At 73.0% G+C, this 16,023-nt stretch carries 12 protein-coding genes; 3 read left to right on the forward strand and 9 right to left on the reverse strand.

Annotated elements, in window-relative coordinates; all coding sequences use genetic code 11:
- Positions 1 to 49 precede the first annotated feature (49 nt).
- From ABWK59_RS20140 to ABWK59_RS20155, 4 genes are all read right to left on the reverse strand, one after another.
- On the reverse strand, positions 50 to 1,207 hold the full coding sequence (locus tag ABWK59_RS20140; protein ID WP_354641992.1) for a hypothetical protein: 1,158 nt from the start codon (positions 1,205 to 1,207) through the stop codon (positions 50 to 52).
- 96 nt (positions 1,208 to 1,303) lie between these two features.
- Positions 1,304 to 3,223: a glycoside hydrolase family 15 protein gene (locus ABWK59_RS20145; protein ID WP_354641993.1), complete on the reverse strand. Its 1,920-nt coding sequence runs from the start codon at positions 3,221 to 3,223 to the stop codon at positions 1,304 to 1,306.
- A gap of 165 nt (positions 3,224 to 3,388) precedes the next feature.
- Positions 3,389 to 5,362, reverse strand: a complete 1,974-nt coding sequence (gene murJ / locus ABWK59_RS20150) for a murein biosynthesis integral membrane protein MurJ (protein ID WP_354641994.1) — start codon at positions 5,360 to 5,362, stop codon at positions 3,389 to 3,391.
- A 296-nt stretch (positions 5,363 to 5,658) separates the two neighbouring features.
- A complete protein-coding gene (locus ABWK59_RS20155; protein ID WP_354641995.1) occupies positions 5,659 to 6,426 on the reverse strand; it encodes a phosphatase PAP2 family protein in 768 nt (255 codons plus the stop codon).
- Between the two features lie 303 nt (positions 6,427 to 6,729).
- Here ABWK59_RS20155 and ABWK59_RS20160 point away from each other — a divergent pair, with 303 nt between their 5' ends.
- Both ABWK59_RS20160 and ABWK59_RS20165 read left to right on the forward strand, forming a co-directional pair.
- Positions 6,730 to 7,701, forward strand: coding sequence for a sigma-70 family RNA polymerase sigma factor (locus ABWK59_RS20160; protein WP_354641996.1), 972 nt, complete (start codon positions 6,730 to 6,732; stop codon positions 7,699 to 7,701).
- A gap of 229 nt (positions 7,702 to 7,930) precedes the next feature.
- Entirely contained in the window at positions 7,931 to 8,197 is a 267-nt protein-coding gene (locus ABWK59_RS20165; protein ID WP_354641997.1) for a hypothetical protein, read from the forward strand.
- A gap of 83 nt (positions 8,198 to 8,280) precedes the next feature.
- Here the strand turns inward: ABWK59_RS20165 and mscL are convergent, their stop codons facing one another.
- The 5 genes from mscL to ABWK59_RS20190 all read right to left on the reverse strand — a co-directional run bounded on the left by mscL (position 8,281) and on the right by ABWK59_RS20190 (position 12,990).
- Positions 8,281 to 8,697 carry a large conductance mechanosensitive channel protein MscL gene (gene mscL / locus ABWK59_RS20170; RefSeq protein WP_420492809.1) on the reverse strand — a complete coding sequence of 139 codons (417 nt, stop codon included), beginning with the start codon at positions 8,695 to 8,697 and terminating at the stop codon, positions 8,281 to 8,283.
- Between the two features lie 116 nt (positions 8,698 to 8,813).
- Positions 8,814 to 9,116, reverse strand: a complete 303-nt coding sequence (locus tag ABWK59_RS20175; RefSeq protein ID WP_354641999.1) for a hypothetical protein — start codon at positions 9,114 to 9,116, stop codon at positions 8,814 to 8,816.
- A gap of 273 nt (positions 9,117 to 9,389) precedes the next feature.
- On the reverse strand, positions 9,390 to 9,707 hold the full coding sequence (locus ABWK59_RS20180) for an FmdB family zinc ribbon protein (RefSeq protein WP_354642000.1): 318 nt from the start codon (positions 9,705 to 9,707) through the stop codon (positions 9,390 to 9,392).
- 139 nt (positions 9,708 to 9,846) lie between these two features.
- Complete coding sequence (locus ABWK59_RS20185) at positions 9,847 to 11,139, reverse strand: MFS transporter (RefSeq protein WP_354642001.1); 1,293 nt, start codon at positions 11,137 to 11,139, stop codon at positions 9,847 to 9,849.
- 366 nt (positions 11,140 to 11,505) lie between these two features.
- The gene (locus tag ABWK59_RS20190; protein ID WP_354642002.1) at positions 11,506 to 12,990 is read right to left on the reverse strand and encodes a potassium/proton antiporter; all 1,485 of its coding nucleotides are present in this window, start codon (positions 12,988 to 12,990) and stop codon (positions 11,506 to 11,508) included.
- 214 nt (positions 12,991 to 13,204) lie between these two features.
- On the opposite strand from ABWK59_RS20190, the gene ABWK59_RS20195 reads away from it, so the two are divergent.
- Positions 13,205 to 15,943 carry a penicillin acylase family protein gene (locus ABWK59_RS20195; RefSeq protein WP_354642003.1) on the forward strand — a complete coding sequence of 913 codons (2,739 nt, stop codon included), beginning with the start codon at positions 13,205 to 13,207 and terminating at the stop codon, positions 15,941 to 15,943.
- The last annotated feature ends 80 nt before the right edge of the window (positions 15,944 to 16,023 follow it).

Here is a 16,023-nt window from a genome sequence, read left to right on the forward strand (position 1 = left end):
CTTTTCCCCGGCCGATCCGGGGGAATTCCACCGCCCCGGGCGCGGGGTTTCAGCTGCGGTCCCGGGCGTGGAGAGCGTGGATCCGGCGGTGGTGGTGGAGCCGCCAGGCCGCGCCGGCTGCGGCCGAGAAGACGATCAGCAGGATGCCGAAGACCGGCCAGCGGCTGTCCAGCACCCGGAGGTCCAGCACCACCGCGAACCCCACCGCGGCGGCCGGCACCAGCAGGGTGAGCAGCGCGCGGATACCGGCGCCGATCACGGCGGGGGCGGTCCGGACCGGCCGCTCCTCGGCCTCCGCCTCCGGTCCCGCTCCCGCCCGGTCGCCGCTGCCGTCCTGCTCCCGGGGGCCCCCGTCGGCGTCGGCCGCCACGGGCGGCGCCGTCCCGCCCTCCGGTGGCGCGGCGACCGGCTGCGGCCCGGCGTAGTACCGCACGGCCCGCTCGCCCAGTTCGTTCGTGGCCCGGTGGTAGGAGAAGCCCAGATACGGCAGCCAGACCAGTGGCGCCACCGTCCCGACCGCGAACACCACCAGCACCGGGACCCAGCGCAGGGCGGCCCGCACCCGGCCGGTGTCGCGGTCCTCCCGGTCCGGGGTGACCAGGCCGAGCAGCTTGGCCATCCGCGACACCACCCGCCAGACCGCCCGGGGCCAGGCCGTGTACCGCGGCGCGGCCTCCTCGGCGGGCGGCAGGGCGGCGAACGCGGCCCGGGCCTGCGGCAGGTCCGGGTGGACGCCCTGGAGGACGAGGAGGTGGGCCACCGACTCGGGCGTGGTGGTCTCGTGACCGGCCAGGGCCGCCAGGGTGAGCACCATCCGGATCTGGGCCAGCAGCGCCGCGCAGAACGCGAACGGGACCATGACGATGAACGGCCCGCCGACGAAGGCGCCCTCCAGCTCGCTCTCCCGCCGGCCCCGGTCGATCACCGCCGTCCGGAGCTCGTCCAACGAGGCGTCCGGGTCGCGCTCCCGCAGCCGGGCCGCCGTCCGGCCCGCTCCGGCCCCGAGCCAGCTCACCGCGAACCCGGCCAGCCGCTCCGCCAGGTGCCCCTGGTCGGTCGCCAGCGCGTGGAACAGCGTCCGGGGCAGCTCCGGCGGCTCCTGATGATCCGGCGGCTCCGGCGGCTCTTGGCGATCCGGCGGCTCCGACGGCTCAGGGGGCTGGGAGGGCTCCTCCGGTGCGGCGGAGTCGTCCTGCTCGGTGGCCACGGCTGGATTCACCTCCCGGCGGCGGCGCGCACGACGGCCTCGGCACGCCCACCGGCAGACCACCCGTTGGCGGTCCGCCGCGAACCGTCCGTCCGGTCAGTCCACGGCAGGGAGCCACGGCCCGCCCCCGCCCGCCGGCGACCCGCCTCCCACGGGCCGGTCGGGGGGCCACCGGCCGACGTGCCCGTCACCCTCACTCTCCGCGCGGTCGAGCTCCGCGTCCAGCGCCATCGCCGCCGTGATCAGCGCCAGGTGGGTGAAGGCCTGCGGGAAGTTGCCGAGCTGCTCGCCGGTCGGCCCGATCTCCTCCGCGAAGAGCCCGACGTGGTTGGCGTAGGTGAGCATCTTGTCGAAGGCGTACCGGGCCTGGTCGAGCCGGCCGGCCCGGGCGAGTGCGTCCACGTACAGGAAGCTGCACAGCGAGAAGGTGCCCTCGGAGCCGCGCAGGCCGTCGGGGGAGGCGGCGGGGTCGTAGCGGTAGACCAGGCTGTCGCTGACCAGCTCCTCGTCCATGGCGTCCAGGGTGGAGAGCCAGCGGGGGTCGCGCGGGGCGACGAAGCCGACCACGGGCATCAGCAGCAGCGAGGCGTCCAGCACCTCACTGCCGTAGTGCTGGACGAAGGCGTTGCGCCGGGTGCTCCAGCCCTCCCGCATCACCTGGTGCAGGATGGCGTCCCGGGCGGCGGTCCAGCGGGGGAGGTCGGCGGGGCGGGCGTACTCGGTGGCGACCCGGACGCCGCGGTCGAAGGCCACCCAGCACATCACCCGGCTGAAGGTGAAGTCCTGGCGCCCGCCGCGGGTCTCCCAGATGCCCTCGTCCGGGCGGTCCCAGTGGTCGGCCAGCCAGTCGAGCATCGCCGCGAACCGCTGCCAGCCGTCGTAGCCGCCCTCCCGGCCGAGGTCGGGGGACTGGGAGAGGGCGAAGGCGGCCTCGCCGTAGATGTCGAGCTGGAGCTGCCGGGCGGCACCGTTGCCGGCCCGGACCGGGGCGGAGCCGCGCCAGCCCTCCAGGTGGTCCAGGGTCTCCTCGACCAGGTCGGGGTCTCCGTCGACCCGGTACATGATCTGCAGCGGCTCCTCGTCCCCGTCGCCGACGGGCTTGGCCCGCCGGCCCAGCCACTGGCGGAAGGCGTGCGCCTCCTCGGTGAAGCCCAGGTCGAGCATGGCGCGGACGGACAGCGAGGCGTCCCGCACCCAGGTGTACCGGTAGTCCCAGTTGCGCTCGCCGCCCACCTGCTCGGGCAGGCCGGTGGTGGCCGCGGCGATCGGCGCGCCGGTCGGGGCGTAGGTCAGCAGCTTGAGCGTGATCACCGAGCGGTTGACCATCTGCTGCCAGCGGCCCCGGTAACGGCAGCGGCGGATCCACCCGTGCCAGAACCGGTGCACCGCGATGAACCGCGACCACAGCTCGTCGGAGGTGAGCGGCCCGGGAGGCTCGGCGTCGGGGTCGTCCAGGGTGAGGACGGCCGCGGCCAGCCGGCCGGCGTCCAGCGTGACCGAGGCGCGGACGTCGTCGCCGTCCCGCTCCATCGACACCGGGCCGAGCACCTGCAGGTGGGCCGCGATCGAGCGGCCGCGGAAGTGCGCGGTGCCGTCGTCCAGCACCAGCTCGTGCGGCTCGCGCCCGTAGTCGAAGCGCGGACGGCACTCCAGGGCCAACCGGACGGTGCCGCGCACCACCCGCATCACCCGCACCACCCGGTGCCGGGAGCCGGCCGTCTCCGGCTGCTCGACCGGCATGAAGTCCACCACCTCGCCGACGCCCTCGGGGGTCAGGAACCGGGTGATCAGCACCGCGGTGTCCGCCACGTAGAGCTGCCGGACGGAGGTCCCCGGCACCTCGGAGGTGATCGCGAAGTGCCCGCCGCGGTCGTGGTCCAGCAGGGCGGCGAACACGCTGGGGGAGTCGAAACGCGGGGAGCAGAGCCAGTTCAGGACCCCATCGGAGGAGACCAGCGCGGCGGTCTGCAGGTCCCCGATGAGGCCGTGTTCGGCGATCGGCGGGTAGCGGCGCATCGGGTCCCCTTCGACGGCGTGGGCTCGCCCCTCGACCTTCCGGGGCCGCCGCCGTGCCGGGCCATCAGGGCTGCGCCGAACAGGTGAGCGGGCCGCCGAACCCTCGTCGGCGACCCGCTCAGTAATCCTCCGGACCCCTCAGGACCCCCTCCGGGACCTGCGGCCTCAGCGCCGGTGACGCCCGGCCGCCGCCGCGGGGTCCGGGTACGGGATGCGCAGCCGGCGGGCCAGCGGCGCCACGGCGCTCGCCGCACCCAGCGGACGGGCCAGCACGAACAGCGAGACCAGGATCGCCACCGAGCCCGCCGCCAGGCCGCCCAGGCTGCCCAGCAGGTCGGTGCCGAACCGGCCGGCCAGCCAGTGGGCGCCCAGCGCACCGGGCAGACAGGCCAGCGCGATCATCACGTGCAGCAGGGTGACCCGGCCGCCCTCCAGACCGCTGGACGGGCGCTTCAGCGGGCCGGTGCCCAGCACCAGGGTGGCGTCCGGCGCGGCGGCCTCCGGAGTCGGGCGGGGGCCGCGCTTGAGCCGGCGACCGAGCGCCCAGCCGGTGGTCACGATGCTGGCCAGGGCCGCGGCACTCTGCGCCACACCCATGCCGACGATGATCCAGCGCGGCTCCAGCAGCTGGTACGCCACCACCGACACCACGGCGTTCACCGCGACGGTGATCACGGTCATCCAGAACGGGGTGCGTGCGTCGTTCAGCGCGTAGAAGCCGCGGGCCACCGCGTACTGGGCGCAGAACGCCGGCAGGCCGACCACCATCGCCATCAGCACCTGGGCGATCACCAGGGTGTCGGCCTGGGTGGAGTGGCCGTAGCCGTACGCCAGGGTGCAGATCTGCGGGGCCAGCGCGAAGAGGATCACCGTGGCGGGCACGATCATCGCGGCCGAGGCGCGCAGCACCCCCGCGATGTCGGCGCCGATGGCGGTGTACTCGCCGGACGCGGCGTTGCGTGACAGGGCCGGCAGGATCGCGGTCACCATCGAGATGGTGATGATGCCCTGCGGGACCATGAAGAGCTGGTAGGCGTTGGAGTACGCCAGGTTGCCGAGGCCCATCGGGAGCCCGGCCTCCTGGCCGGCCTGGCCGGCGGCGGTGGTGAGCTTGGTGATCACGGCGAAGGCGAGCTGGGTGACCACCACCAGCATCAGCGCCCAGCCGGCCGAGCGGAGCGGCCGGGTCAGACCGGCACCCTTCCAGTCGAACCGCGGGCGGTACCGGAAGCCGGAGCCGCGCAGCGAGGGCAGCAGGCCGACCGCCTGCACCACGATGCCCAGGGTGGAGCCCAGGCCCAGCAGCATGGCCTGGCCGGAGGTCATCTGGTCGGCCGTCCGGGCCTGGTCGCCGATCACCATGTAGAGGCCGAAGACGCCGATCGCGACCACGTTGTTCAGCACCGGCGTCCACATCATCGCGCCGAACCGGTCGCGCGAGTTGAGCACCTGGCCGAGCAGGGTGAACACGCCGTAGAAGAAGATCTGCGGCAGGCAGTACCGGGCGAAGGCGATGGTCAGGTCGCGCTGGGCGCCGTGGAACTCCGAGTAGAAGTCGACGATCACCGGGGCCGCCAGCCAGGCGCCGACGGTCAGGACCACCAGCACCACGCCGCAGAGCGTCAGCAGGCGGTCGGTGTACGCGACGCCGCCGTCCTTGTGGGTCTGCGCGGCGTGCACCAGCTCGGGGACGAACACCGAGGCCAGGGCGCCGCCGATGAGCATCATGTAGACGATGTTCGGCAGCGAGTTGCCGACGTTGAAGGCGTCGCCCAGCGGGCCGGTGGTCAGTGCGGCGACGATCATCGCGCTGCGGACGAAGCCGAGCGCGCGCGAGGCCAGCGAGCCCAGCGCCATGATCAGGCCGTTCCGGGCCACCGAGCCGCGCGGCTTCTCCTCGGTCTCCGGGGCCTCGGCCTGCGCGGTTCCGGCCTGCGGGGCCTGGGACGCGGCGGCCGGAGCCGGGGGCACCGGGAGCGTGGGTGCAGCGGCCGGGTGGGCGGCCGGGGCCGTGGCGGCCGGTCCGGCGGGCTCGTCGTACCCGGCCGGGCCCTGCGCCGGGATCCTGCGCAGCGGCATGGTCGGCGAGTCCGGGTAGGCGCGCGCGGCGGAGGACTCGTCCCTCGAATGGTCGGTCATCGGATCCCCGTCATCCGTTCCTTGGGCAGTGGGGTTGGCGGGGCGGGCGCACCCGAAGCGAGCAGTCTGCCCTACCGCGGCACCCCGTGCCGACCCGGGTGCCGTCCGTAGGCGATCGCCGTCGGGGGACTCGGAGCCGCGGCCGGGCCGGACCGGCCCCGCGCATGGTGGAATGCCGGGTTTGGCAGGATTCACCCGGTCGTGTCGGGTGAGCTTGTGATCTTGATCACGGCTTCGTGGTCACGGCAGCGTGGTCACGACCGCTTGGTCGCGACCGCGTGCCCGCGACCGCCTGGTCATGACTGATCGCGATCGTGGTCCGGCGTCTCCTCCGACACCAACACGCGTTGGACCCGCGGTCTGGTTCGCCAGTCCACCCGGCGGGCGTCACGCAGCAGCGCACCCGGCCGCCAGAGCTCCACGGTGACCGTCACCCCGCCCAGCACCAGACCGGCCGCCAGCCAGCCGCCGAGCACGTCGGACGGCCAGTGGACGCCCAGCGCCACCCGGGTCCAGCCGACGGCCAGCACGGTCAGCCCGGCCAGGGTGCTGGCCACCACCCGGCCGGCCGGGGTGGCCCGCGACCAGACCAGCAGCACCAGCACCGCGCAGGTGAGCGCCGAGGCCAGCGCGTGCCCGGACGGGAAGGCGTACCCGCCGCCCACCGCCACCGGGTCCGGGAAGTGCGGCCGCGGCCGGGCGACCGCCTCCTTCCCGAGCTGGCCGACCGCCCAGCCCACCACCGCCATGGCCACGGCCCAGCAGGCCAGCACCCGGGCGCCCAGGCTCCACAGCCACAGCGCGGCCAGCCCGAGCAGGATCCGCATGGTGAGCGGGCTGCCCAGATCGGCCATGGTCTGCAGGGACGCCGTCCAGGCGGCGTGCCGGCGGGCGTAGCCGTGCAGCGGCTCGACCCAGGCGTGGTCCAGCCGCCGCAGCGGCGACCAGCCGGTCTTCACCAGGATCAGGAGCGCGAAGAAGAAAACCGCGGATCCGAGCGCCAGCGCGGCACACCGGAGGAGGTTCCGGCGTTGTAGCTCGTGGGAGGCGTCGGACTGCGGCATGGCAGCCACCCTCCCAGGAGCAGGGTCCGGTCCGGGCATGGACCGATAGCGATTCGGCATCGTTTGTGCGGAGATGCCGCGAGCGTCCTGTGGTCCGAGCGTGCGCGAGGGGTCACGCAGCGTCGACCGTGCGGTGAAAACCGGCAGGATACTGCATCGCGCGAGAAAATCTGAGTGTTGTGGGAATGTTGTCCGTTTTCTGCGCGTTGGATCGTTACGTGTGAGCCTCCTGGAGGCCCGCATCTCTATGAGCGTCTCTTTGAGCGGCAACCACCAGCCGGTGACACCAGCAAGGGAGCAAGCATGGCCACTCGTGCCGTCGTACGCGACAGCGCCGACCGGAGTCGTACGGCCCGGCCGACCAACCTGGAGGCCGACCGCGACCTCGTCGGCATGTACCTCGACGAGATCGCCAGGACTCCGCTGCTCGACGCCGCCGAGGAGGTCGAGCTGTCGCTCCGCATCGAGGCCGGCGTCTACGCCCAGCACCTGTTGGACGAGGGGCGCGTCCCGGAGGGCGTCACACGGGAGGAGCTGGAGGTCATAGCCGCCGACGCGGAGCGCGCCAAGGACGTGTTCATCCGCTCCAACCTCCGCCTGGTCGTCGCGGTGGCCCGGCGGTACCCGCGCAGCGGCCTCCCTCTTCTCGACCTCATCCAGGAGGGCAACGCCGGCTTGGTCCGCGCGGTGGAGAAGTTCGACTACTCCAAGGGCTTCAAGTTCTCCACCTACGCGACCTGGTGGATCCGGCAGGCGATCACCCGCTCGATCGCCGACCAGTCCCGCACCATCCGGCTGCCCGTGCACCTGGTCGAGGAGCTCGGCCGGATCCGGCGGGTGCAGCGCGAGAAGTCCAAGGAACTGGGTCGCGAGCCCGAGCCCGCCGAGATCGCCGCCGAGCTGGACACCACCGAGGAGCGGATCAAGGACGTCCTGGACTGGGCCCGTGACCCGGTCAGCCTCAACATGTCCGTGGACGACGAGGGCGAGACCCAGTTCGGCGACCTGGTGGAGGACACCGGCGCCGTCTCGCCGGAGGACGCGGTGATGGTCATGCTGCGCCGTGAGGAGCTGGACGACCTGATCGGCCGGCTGGACGACCGCACGGCCTCGATCATCCGGTCCCGCTACGGCATGGAGGACGGCCGGGAGCGGACGCTGACCGAGGTCGGCAAGCAGCACGGGCTGACCCGCGAACGGATCCGGCAGATCGAGAAGCACGCGCTGGCGGAGCTGAAGAAGATCGCCGACCACGCGGGCTTCGAGGCGGCCTGACGCCGCCCGGCGAGGGTCGGGCGTGCGGGAGAGGACGGCGCGCGAGGGGCGCCGCGATGGTGGGCCGGGAGGCCGGGTGGGCCCCGGTGCGGAAGGAGAGAGCCGCACCGGGGCCCGCCGCCGTGTGCGCGCGCCGAGCTCCTCGGCTGCCCGGTGCGGGCGGCTGCGGCCCGGGCCGGCTGGGAGCCGGGGCTGGCTAGGCTGGGAGGGAACGAGGGAAGGCGGGACGATGGGCGAGCAGGACAGCCGGCCGGGCCGGGAGCCCGGGACGGATACGGCCGACGCGGCTGAGTCGGCCGAGGCTCGGTCGGTCGAGACTGAGTCGGCCAAGGCAGCCAAGGCCAAGGCGAACAGGGCCCGGTTGGTGTTCGGTGACCCGCTGGACCGGCAGAGCTCCGACGACACCGACCGCGGCTGGGGCGAGCGCTCCGGCGGCGAGAGCCGACGCGGCCTGGACTGGTACCTGAGCCAGCGCCCCCCGCACCACGGCGAGTAGGCCCGCCTCCGGCCGTCCCGCCGACCGTCCCGCCGTCCGTCCTGCCCGTTCGTGCCGCCCCCGCACGCGCCGCCGGGTGCCGATCAGACGCGGCGGACCAGGGCGTCCCGGATCTCGGTGAGCAGTTCGACCTCTTCGGTCTCGGTCTCCAGCGACTCCTCCTCCGGCGTCGTGCGCTTCGCCATGCAGTGGTTCATCGGCAGGATGAGCAGGAAGTAGACCACCGCCGCGGTGATCACGAAGCTCGGCGCCGCGCTCAGCACCGAGCCGCACAGGATGAAGATGCCGGAGGTCACGTTCCCGGCGCCGTCCACCGAGCACGGGCCCTTCAGGCAGGAGCTGTAGGACGCGAGGTCCTTGGTACCGAAGAGTCCGACCAGCGGATTGATGACACCCCGGACGAAGGCGTTGACGATATGGGTGAAAGCCGCGCCGATGACGACGGCCACGGCGAGATCGATGACATTGCCGCGCAGCAGGAATTCCTTGAAGCCCTTCACGCTGCGCTGAAATGCGTCAGGTCGGCGGGGCCACGGGTCAATTCCCGGCATTCCGGTTGACCCCCGGTGTTGAGCGCATGATCCGACCGGCCGTTACCCGCTGACGCGCTACCCCGCTACCCCGGCGGAGCGGCGGTACCGCTGCAGTGGGCGATGCCGACGGACCCGCCGGTCGCCCCGGGGGACGGGACCGGCGCCGAGGAGGTCGCGGGCACCGGTGGGCCGGGCCGCAGCGGGCCGGCGGCCAGCGCGGTGGCGGCCGCGAGCAGCCCGGTGGCCAGCACCCCCGGCCGGTGGCGTACGGCCTGCCGGAGCCGGTGCCGGCCGCCCCCGCCGCGCCGGATCGGCGGGAAGGCCGGTACCGCGTGACGCGGCGGGACGGTGGTGGCGAGCGGCGGGGGAGCGAGGTAGCCCGACATGGCGGAGCACCCTTCGGACAGGGGACGCGGACCCGGCCGGGCCCGCGGCATCAGGGTGCGCCGCACCAGGCGGAACCCGGAAGCCCCGGCCCGATTCCTGTGGATAAACCGGCCCTGTGGAAAACCCCTGTCCCCCACCGGGGTGAAAAACCCCGACCCGGGAATAACCCCGCGCTCCACCGCCCCCGCCGAACGGCCCGGAAAACGCGAAACGCCCGGCGGAGCCGCGCAGAGGCGGCGCCACCGGGCGCTCGGAAGCCGGTGAACTCCCGGTCAGCCCGCCGCGGGAGCGGCGGCCGGGGCCGAGGAGCCGGACGAGCCCGACGAGGACGCGGTCGAGGAGCTCGACGAGGACGAGGTCGAGGAGGAGGAGCCGCCGGACGAGGCCCCGGCACCCACCGAGCTGCTCGACGAGGAGCGGCTGTCGGTGCGGTAGAAGCCCGAGCCCTTGAAGACCACGCCCACGGCCGAGAAGACCTTGCGCAGCTTGCCCTGGCAGTCGGGGCAGGTGGTCAGCGCGTCGTCGGTGAACTTCTGCACGGCCTCCAGGCCGTTGCCGCACTCGGTGCACTGGTACTGGTACGTGGGCACTTGCTCTTCCTCCTGCACTCCCCCTGGCACTCGAACCTGATGAGTGCTAACGATGGTCAATGATGCGACATTCCGGTGGATGAGTCCAGCGCCCGGGGTGTGAGATGACCCCGGGTCCGCCGGTCACCGGCCCGGCACGTCAGCCGTGGGACGCCCCCGCCGAGCCGGCCACCAGCGCGCCGCTCCGGGCCACCGTCCGGGTCGGGGTGCCCGGTGCGACCAGCAGCCGGCGCAGGCCGACCAGCGCCGCCAGGCCCAGCCCGGAGCCGACCATCGGCACCAGGAAGCCTGCCGAGGGGCCGCCGTGGTCGATCAGCTGTCCGGCGACCGTCGAGCCGGCCGCCAGGCCCAGGCCGATCGCGCCGGTCAGCCAGGTGAAGGCCTCGGTCTTGGCGCCGTCGGCGACCAGGGTCTCGACCAGGGTGTAGCCGGTGATCAGGGTGGGCGCGATCGCCAGGCCGCAGAACAGGCCGGCCACCGCCAGTGCGGTCAGGTTGGGCATCGCCCACAGCGTGGAGCAGCCCAGCACCAGCAGCGCGTAGCAGCCGAGCATCCGCTGACGGGCCGAGCGCCGCCAGTTGATCATCCCGTAGAGGATGCCGGCCAGCATCGAGCCGCCGGCGAAGATCCCGTAGACCGTGCCGTTCATGCCGGGCTGGCCGACCTGGGTGGCGAACGCGGTGACCGAGACCTGCATCGCGCCGAAGACGGTTCCGACGCCCAGGAAGGCGCCGACCAGCAGCCGGACCCCCGGGGAGGCCAGGGCCGAGACCCGGCGGGCACCGGCGGCCGGGACCTTCAGGACCGGGGCGGTACGGCGCTGCGCCGCGAAGGCCAGGCCGCCGGCCACGGTCAGCGCGGCCTCGGCGATCAGCCCGGCGGCCGGGGTGACGGCGGTGGCGATGCCGGTGGCCAGCACCGGGCCGACCACGAAGGTGAACTCGTCGGTGACCGACTCGAAGGCGAAGGCCGTGTTCAGCACCGGCGGGTTGTCGGCCAGCTTGGCCACCCAGCGGGCGCGGACCATCGCGCCGATCTGCGGCACGCTGGCGCCGGCCGGCGCGGCGGCCAGCAGCAGCGCCCAGACCGGGGCGTGCCCGAGGGCCAGCGCGATCAGGGCGCCGACCGACAGGGCGTGCACCGCGACGCTGGGCAGCAGCACGGCGGTCTGGCCGTAGCGGTCGGCGAGCCGGCCGGTCTGCGGACCGACCAGCGCCTGGGCGACCGCCGAGACGGCGGCCACGGTGCCGGCGGTGCCGTAGGACCCGTGGGTCTCCAGGACCAGCAGGACGATGCCGAGGCTGAGCATGGCGTACGGCAGGCGCGCGGCGAAGGCGGGGACGAGGAACGTCCAGGCGCCGGGCGTGCGCAGCAGGGTGCCGTAGCCGGTGCGGGCGGGGGTGGTGTCGTCGACCGTAAGGCGGGCCGCCACGGTCGGTCCTTCCTGCTGCCTGGTAGCGCGCCGGGACAGGGAAAAGCCCCGACGGCGCCGAGAGTCGTCCTCTCGCGCGTCGACCGGGGTAGATACCGGGTCCGGCTGGCCGGTGCGGAAGCGGGGCCAGGGCGTGTCGTCCACTGCGTACGGACCGCGGCCGCCGAGCGGTCGCGCCAACTCTGCATCAGGCAGATGTTGCGGGTGTTCAGGTTGTGAAAACAGCTACGCCTTCATTGTAGCGGCTGGTAGCCGAAACCGGCTGTCAAGGCAAGGTGAAGATCGTCCAAATCACAGGAAACGGTTGTCCGGACCCGCGCGGGCCTCCCGGGCGCGGCGCCTGCGGAGCCCGCCGCCCGCGCCGCCTCACCGCCCGCGGAGCCAGCCGGCCAGCTTGCCGCCCTTGTCCACGGCCCGCAGCCGGCGCTCGGCCGCCTCGCTGACCGCCTCGGTGGTGACCACCAGCAGCTCGTCCCCGGCCCGCAGCACGGTGGTCTTGTCCGGCACGAAGCTGGAGCCCTCGCGGACCACCAGGGTCACCGCCGCGCCCTTGGGCAGCCGCAGCTCGCCGACCTCGACGCCGGACATCCGGGAGCCGGGGGCGAGCGCGACCGAGAGCAGGTGGCCGTGCAGCTTCTCCAGCGGGGCCGACTCGATGCCCAGGTCCTCGCCCATCGCGTCCGGGCCGATCCGCAGCCAGCGGGCCACCAGCGGCAGGGTCGGGCCCTGCAGCAGGGTGAAGACCACCACCAGGACGAAGACGATGTTGAAGACCTCCTGGGCCATCGGCGCGTCGGCCACCAGGGGGATGGTGGCCAGCACGATGGGGACGGCTCCGCGCAGGCCGGCCCAGCTCAGCAGGACCTGCTCGCGCCAGGGCAGCCGGAACGGGGTCATGGTCAGCAGCACCGAGGCCGGGCGGGCCAGGAACACCAGGACCGCGCCCACCACCAGGGCCGGGACGACCGCCGACCCCATGGTCTCGGGCGTGCAGAGCAGGCCGAGGAGGACGAACATGCCGATCTGCCCGATCCAGGCCAGCCCGTCCGCGAAGCCGCGGACCGCCGGGCCGTGCGGCAGCTTGGAGTTCCCGAGCACCACGGCGGCGATGTACGCGGCGAGGAAGCCGGAGGCGTGCAGCAGCGCACCCGCCGCGTAGGCGAGCACGGTCAGCGCCAGCACGGCGATCGGGTAGAGGCCCGAGGAGGGCAGCGCCACGCGCTTGACCCCGTACGCGCCGACCCGGCCGACCAGGTAGCCGACGGCGGCGCCGACGGCCAGCTCGGCGATCATCGTGCCGAGCAGGACGTACCAGGAGTCCAGCTCGCCGGGGGTGGCGAAGGCGATCACCAGGATCACCACGGGGGCGTCGTTGAAGCCGGACTCGGCCTCCAGCAGGCCGGTCAGCCGGCGGGGGAGCGGCACCATCCGCAGCACCGAGAAGACCGCGGCGGCGTCCGTGGAGGACACCACCGCGCCCAGCAGCAGGGAGATCCGCCAGTCGAACCCGGCCAGGACGTGCGCGCCGACCGCGGTCACCACCACGCTGATCGCGACGCCGACCGTGGCCAGCACGGAGGCGGCGGGCACCACCGGTCTGATCTCCCGCCAGCTGGTCTTCAGACCGCCCTCGGCCAGGATCACCACCAGGGCGGCGTACCCCAGGACCTGGGTGAGCTCGGCGTTGTTGAAGGTGATGCCCAGGCCGTTCTGCCCGAGGGCGACGCCGATGCCCAGGTAGATCAGCAGGCTCGGGAGGCCCGAGCGGGTGGAGATCCGCACGGCGACCACCGCGACCAGGAGGATCACGGAGAACTCAAGCAGGAAGGCGTTCAGGTGGTCGACGGTCACGCAGGAGCACCTCGGGGTCAGGGAGGGAGCAGCTGGGGAATCGTTACCAAGTTTAACATTTTACCTGATCTTTGATCTACCCGGTCTGCCCGTCGGTCCGGGTATCGTCCCTGTGACTCCAACCGTGGGTGTCCCCCGTGCACGCCCGCCACCTGAGTCGGCCTAATGTGGTGCCCTGTCACGGCCGCAATCTCCCCCGCACCCAAGGAATCGGATGCCCCGCTCGAAGAAGTTCCGGCGCGCTCGTCTGATCGTGCTCGTGCTGGCCGTGCTGTTGCTGGCCGGCGCCGCGGGCGGCGGGTACCTCGCGGTCGACACCGTCCGCTCCTCCTTCCCCGAGGTGACCGGCACCGTGAAGGTGCCCGGGATGACCGGCCCGGTGGAGGTGAAGCGGGACGCCAAGGGCATCCCGCAGCTGTACGCCGACACCGACGCCGACCTCTTCCGGGCCCAGGGCTACGTGCACGCCCAGGACCGCTTCTGGGAGATGGACGTCCGCCGCCACATCACCGCCGGCCGGCTCTCCGAGATGTTCGGCGACGGCCAGGTGGAGACCGACGCCTTCCTGCGCACCATGGGCTGGCGGCAGGTGGCGCAGGAGGAGTACGACACCAAGCTCGCCGAGGACACCAAGAAGAACCTGCAGGCCTACGCGGAGGGTGTGAACGCCTGGCTGGCCGAGCACCCCGGCGGGGCCGGCGCCTCGCTGGAGTACGCGCTGCTCGGCGCGGTGAACGGCGACTACACGCCCGAGCAGTGGACCCCGGTGGACTCGGTGGCCTGGCTCAAGGCGATGGCCTGGAACCTCTCCGGCAACCTGCAGGAGGAGATCGACCGCTCCCTGCTGGCCCAGGACTTCGGCACCGACAAGGTCGCCCAGCTCTACCCGGACTACCCGTACGACCGCAACGGCACCATCGTGAAGACCGGCACGGTCGGCGCGGACGGCGTCTACAAGCCGGCCGACTCCCCGGCCGCCCCCGCCACCCCGGCCGCCGGGCAGCCCGCGGCCGGCCAGGCCCGTGCCGCGACCGACGGGCTGCTGCAGGACATCGCCGGCAAGATGGCCGCGATGCCGCAGCTGCTCGGCCGGCAGGGCCAGGGCATCGGCTCCAACTCCTGGGTCGTCTCCGGCAGCCACACCACCACCAACAAGCCGCTGCTGGCCAACGACCCGCACCTCGGCCCGGGCATGCCCTCGACCTGGTACCAGATGGGCCTGCACTGCCGCGCGGTCTCCAAGACCTGCGGCTACGACACCGCCGGCTTCACCTTCTCCGGCATGCCCGGCGTGGTCATCGGCCACAACAAGGACATCGCCTGGGGCTTCACCAACCTGGGCGCCGACGTCACCGACCTCTACCTGGAGAAGGTCACCGGACCGGACACCTACCAGGTGGACGGCAAGGACGTGAAGTTCCAGACCCGCAAGGAGACCATCAAGGTCGCCGGCGGCAGCGACCGCACCATCACGGTCCGCAGCACCGGCCACGGCCCGCTGATCTCCGACCAGAGCGCCGAGCAGCGGGACGTCGGCAAGTACGCCCCGGCCGGCACCACCGCCCCGGACCGGGCCGGCGGCTACGGCGTCGCCCTGCAGTGGACGGCCCTGATGCCGGCCCGCACCATGGACGCCGTCTTCAAGATCGACCGGGCCGTCGGCTGGGACGAGTTCCGCGCCGCCGCCGAGGACTTCGCCGTCCCCGCCCAGAACCTGCTGTACGCCGACACCAAGAACAACATCGGCTACCAGGCGCCCGGCATGATCCCGCAGCGGATCAAGGGCGACGGCACCTACCCGGCCCCCGGCTGGGACTCCTCCTACGGCTGGAAGAAGGACTTCCTGCCCTTCAAGTCCCTGCCGTACAGCCTCAACCCGCCCAGCGGCTACATCGTGACCGCCAACCAGGCCGTGGTGGACCCGAACTACAAGTCCCTGATCACCAAGGACTGGGAGTACGGCACCCGGGCCAAGCAGATCACCGACCTGATCGACGGCCGGCTCAGGAACGGCGGCCGGATCTCCCCGGACGACATGCAGTCCATCCAGCTGGACAACACCAGCGTGATGGCCGACACCCTGGTCCCGCTGCTGCTCAAGGTGCAGATCGACGACCCGTACGTGCGCGAGGCCCAGGACCTGCTGCGGGACTGGAACCACCACCAGGACGCCGACTCGGCCGCCGCCGCGTACTACAACGGGGTCTGGCGCCAGCTGCTGATCCTCGCCTTCGGCCAGAAGTTCCCGGCCGGGATCCGCCCCGAGGGCGACTGCCTGCTGGTCCGCCAGAAGCGCGACTCCACGCTGCCCGACGACGACCTCAACGGCACCCCGCCGGCCGTCACCGAGTGCGGCACCCGCGCCCCCGGCTCCGCCCAGCCCGACGGCGGCGACCGCTGGACCGAGGTGGTCCGCCAGCAGCTCACCCAGCCCGACAGCACGTGGTGGGACTACATCGACACCAACCACGTGCCGCAGCACGGCCTGGACGGCCTGCTCGCCGAGGCGATGAAGAACGCCCGCCAGGACCTCACCGCCCGGCTCGGCAAGGACATCAAGACCTGGAGCTGGGGCCGCCTGCACACCCTGACGCTGGCGGAGCAGACGCTCGGCAGCGACGACTCCTCGATCGCCTCCGGGGTGGTCCGCAGGCTGCTCAACCGCGGTCCCTACCGCCTCGCCGGCGGCACCGCCACGGTCAACGCCGCCGGGTGGAACGCGGCCGCGGGCTTCGCGGTGGACTGGATCCCCTCGATGCGGATGGTCGTCGACCTGAGCGACTTCGACGCCTCCCGGTGGATCAACGTCGGCGGCGCCTCCGGCCACGCCTTCCACCCGCACTACAACGACCAGACCGAGCTGTGGGCCACGGGCAAGCTGCTGCCCTGGGCGTACAGCGCCGACGCGGTCGCCACGGCCACCAAGGACACCCTGACGATCACCGCGGGCTGACCGCGACCCGTCCGAGGCCTGACCCGGGCTCAGCCCGCCGACCGCGCACCCGGTCGGCGGGCTGTCCCTTTCAGCGGCCC

The organism is Kitasatospora sp. HUAS MG31 (genome assembly GCF_040571325.1).
Lineage (GTDB): Bacteria > Actinomycetota > Actinomycetes > Streptomycetales > Streptomycetaceae > Kitasatospora > Kitasatospora camelliae.

What these genes read in the sequence shown, in the direction of transcription:
- ABWK59_RS20145 (WP_354641993.1), bottom strand. Translation starts at nt 3,223, where the DNA reads ATGCGCCGCTACCCGCCGATCGCCGAACACGGCCTCATCGGGGACCTG.
- murJ (WP_354641994.1), bottom strand. Translation starts at nt 5,362, where the DNA reads ATGACCGACCATTCGAGGGACGAGTCCTCCGCCGCGCGCGCCTACCCG.
- ABWK59_RS20155 (WP_354641995.1), bottom strand. Translation starts at nt 6,426, where the DNA reads ATGCCGCAGTCCGACGCCTCCCACGAGCTACAACGCCGGAACCTCCTC.
- ABWK59_RS20160 (WP_354641996.1), top strand. Translation starts at nt 6,730, where the DNA reads ATGGCCACTCGTGCCGTCGTACGCGACAGCGCCGACCGGAGTCGTACG.
- ABWK59_RS20165 (WP_354641997.1), top strand. Translation starts at nt 7,931, where the DNA reads ATGGGCGAGCAGGACAGCCGGCCGGGCCGGGAGCCCGGGACGGATACG.
- ABWK59_RS20175 (WP_354641999.1), bottom strand. Translation starts at nt 9,116, where the DNA reads ATGTCGGGCTACCTCGCTCCCCCGCCGCTCGCCACCACCGTCCCGCCG.
- ABWK59_RS20195 (WP_354642003.1), top strand. Translation starts at nt 13,205, where the DNA reads ATGCCCCGCTCGAAGAAGTTCCGGCGCGCTCGTCTGATCGTGCTCGTG.